General features: G+C 71.7%; 1 protein-coding gene. It reads right to left on the bottom strand.

Going from position 1 to position 3,243, the window contains the following annotated elements:
• Window positions 1–42 precede the first annotated feature (42 nt).
• Complete coding sequence (locus tag ACWF94_RS37185; protein ID WP_453499129.1) at window positions 43–3,009, bottom strand: ATP-binding protein; 2,967 nt, start codon at window positions 3,007–3,009, stop codon at window positions 43–45.
• Window positions 3,010–3,243 lie beyond the last annotated feature (234 nt).

The raw sequence follows: 3,243 nt of genomic DNA, 5'->3' as shown, positions 1-3,243 counted from the left end.
GGCCCTGACCCGGCGCGTCCGGCGCTGCTTTCGCAACACTCCCTAACGCCCCCGCAGTTCCTCGACGCGGGCCAGATCGGGGGCGCCGATGCGCCGGTAGAGTGCCGCCGCCTCGCGCAGCCGCTCGCCGCCCGTATCGGGTTCGCCGCCCGTGACGAGCAGGCGGCCCAGCCCTTCCAGCGCGTTCCCCTCCAGCAGCGGGGTCCCGATCTCCCGGGCGAGTTCGAGGGCTCGCGCGTACTTCGGGCGGGCCCCGGCCGGATCGGCCTGCCGGAGCAGCAGATCGCCCTCGGCGATCAGGGTGTCGGCCTGGCCGTGGCGGTGACCGTACCGGGAGTGGATCTCGAACGCGCTGGCCAGATCCGCCGCCGCCTCGGCGGGCCGGCCGAGCAGGCCCTTGACGACCCCGAGTTCCTTGAGGGCACAGCCCTCGCCGTACCGGAAGCCGAACTCACGGTGCAGGGTGAGCGCCTGGACGAGGGTGCCGACGGCGTCCTCGTACCGCTCGGCACGCCGGTGGGCGACACCCAGATCGGTGAGGGCGAACCCCATGCCGTAGCGGCTGCCCAGTTCCCGGTGCAGATCGACCGAAGTGGTCGGTGTGGTGATCGCGGAGAGATGGTTTCCCGACAGATACTCGATGACCCCCAGTTCCTTGAGGGAGTAGGCGCGGCCGTGCCGGTTGCCCAGCTCATGGTGCAGGCTCAGCGCGTGGGCGATGAGGGTGGAGGCCGTCGGATAGTCGCCGAGATGGTGGGCGGCTACCGCGGATTCGCTGTACGCGAAAGCCTGGCCGTACCGGTTTCCCAGCTCCCGGTAGCTCTCCAGCGCCTGGGTCTGCACCTCCAGCGCCGTCCGCAGATCGCCCATCAGCCAGTGCAGGGTGCCCAGTTCATGCTGGGTGTTGGCCACCCCGAGCCGGTTGCCCAGGCTCCGGTACAGCTCCTGGGCCCGCTGCTGGCTCGCCAGGTCGGCCGCGTAGTCGCAGCACAGCCGCTGGGCGACGCCCAGTTCGTGCACGGCGGTCGCCTGGCCCAGGGTGTCGCCCAGCTCGCGGTAGGACTCCTCGGCCAGGCGCTGGCTCTCCACGGCGGCGGCGTACTCGCCGCGCAGCCGCTGCATCGACCCCAGATTGCCGAGGGTCCTGGCCTGGCCGGCCGGGTCGCCCATGCCGATCGCCGCCGACAGCGCGCACCGGTGCAGCGCCATCGCCTGATCCCAGTGCCCCTGGCTGCGCAGAAAGTCGTTCATGGCCGCCGCGATCCTGACCGCGTGCGACGGATACCCGTGCGCCGCACCGAAGTCGACCGCCGCGTGCAGATTGAGCCGCTGATCGCTCAGCCAGCGCAGGGCCGCCGCGGCGTCGGAGATCTCGGGCACCCACGCGGGCGGATGGTCCACCGGCGGTGGCGCCGTCGCGGGGGTGCGGCCGGTGACGAAGCGGGCCGCGTGCTGAACCGTGTGCAGATAGTAGTCCAGCATCCGGTCAAGGGCGGGCGCCGTGTCCGCCAGCGGATCCAGCGCCACCAGGGACTTCGCCTTCTGCCGTACCAGATCGTGCATACGGTAATGAGCGCGCGCGGGCTCCTCGATCAGATGGTGCAGAAAGATGCCGTCGAGCAGCTCCCGCGCGGCCGGCAGGCCGGTGTCGCCGAGCGCCGCCGCGACATAGGGGTCCAGATCCGACCCCGGGTGCAGCCCGAGCAGCCGGAACATGCTCTGCTGCTCGACGGTCAGATCGCGATACGACAGCTCGAACGCCGACGCCACCGAATCGTCCTCCGCCCGCATCGCCGCGATCCGGTCCTGGGTCGCCGTCAGATCGGCGGCGAGGTCCCGCGGGCTCCAGCTGGGGTGGTGGGCCAGCTTTCCGGCGGTGAGCCGGATGGCCAGCGGAAGGTAGCCGCACAGCCGGACGATCTCCCCGACGTGCGGATCCGTGGGGAGCAGGCCGGGACGTGCGGCCAGACGGGAGAAGAGTGCGGTCGCCTCGGCCGGAGGCAGCGTTTCCAGACTGATCGGTACCACCCCTTCGAGAGCAGTGAGCCGGCGTCGGCTGGTCACCAGGACCAGACAGTCCCGGGACCCCGGCAGCAGGTGTCGGACCTGCTCACTGGAGGCCGCGTCGTCCAGCAATAGCAGTATCCTCTTCGCCCGCAACTGATCCCGCCACAGCGCCGACCGGGTCCCCAGATCCGACGGAATACGGCTGGCGGGGACGCCCATGACCAGCAGCAGCGACGCGAGCGCGTCGGCGGGGTCGACCGGCCGCTGTCCCGGGGTGTGCCCGTGCAGATGCAGAAAGAGCTGGCCGTCCCCGAACCGCGAGGCGAGGAGATGCGCGACCCGTACCGCGAACGCCGTCTTGCCGATGCCCGCCATGCCGTCGATCGCGTGGATGCCGATGACCTCCGCCGCGGGGTCGGCCGACCGGGCCGTCCGCAGTACGCGTTCCAGATCCGGGCCGCGGCCGGTGAAGGTCGTGACATCGCGCGGCAGACTGAAGGTCGCGGACGCGCGGGCGGGTACGGTCAGCCCGCTGAGCTGGAGCCCGAGCGCGTCGAGCCGGCTCATGATCTCCGCGGTGTCCAGGGCATGGACCAGCTCGGCCAGCTCGCCGGCCGCGGCGTACTGCCGCAGCCCGGAGACGACCGCCTCGGTGACCAGCTCGGCGAACTCCCCGGGTTCGATGTCGACCGCATCGCCGAAGGGCACCCCGGTGCCGGCCGTCAGCCATTCCTCCAGGTCGGCGATCTGCTCGGCGACCGACGCTTCCAGGGCCTGCCTTATGGGCGTCGAGCCGTCCAGCCGCAGCCTGGGCGGCTCGGCGAAGAAGCGCGCCAGCCCCCGGGACAGGGTGGCCCTGATGGCGGGATGGGCCCGCGCGACCACCGCTCCCAGGGAGCGCCCCATGGTCTTCTTGAGCGAGCGCTCGTCGTACTGGTCCCTCGTCAGCTGGACCCCGGAGTCACCGCATAAGGCGATCAGCCAGCCGACCAGAGCGCTCACGATGTCAATCGGAACCACGGTGAAAGTGCCTTTCCGTCAACGGTCGCACCCGGGGGTGCTTCCCTCCTGTGCCGATGGTCCGGCGAATCCTGTGCCGATGGTCCGGCGGACGCCCAGCGGCCCGGCCGGGCGCCGCCGGTCAGTGGCCCGGCGGTCAGTCGCCCGGCCGGGCGCCGGCCGGGCCCTGGCCCAGCCGGGCGCCCGCCAGATAGCCGAGGCGTGCTTCCTCGGAAC

Source organism: Streptomyces sp. NPDC055078, assembly GCF_053607985.1.
Note: the sequence above shows the minus strand (reverse complement) of the source record. Positions and strands in the feature narration are given on the sequence as shown.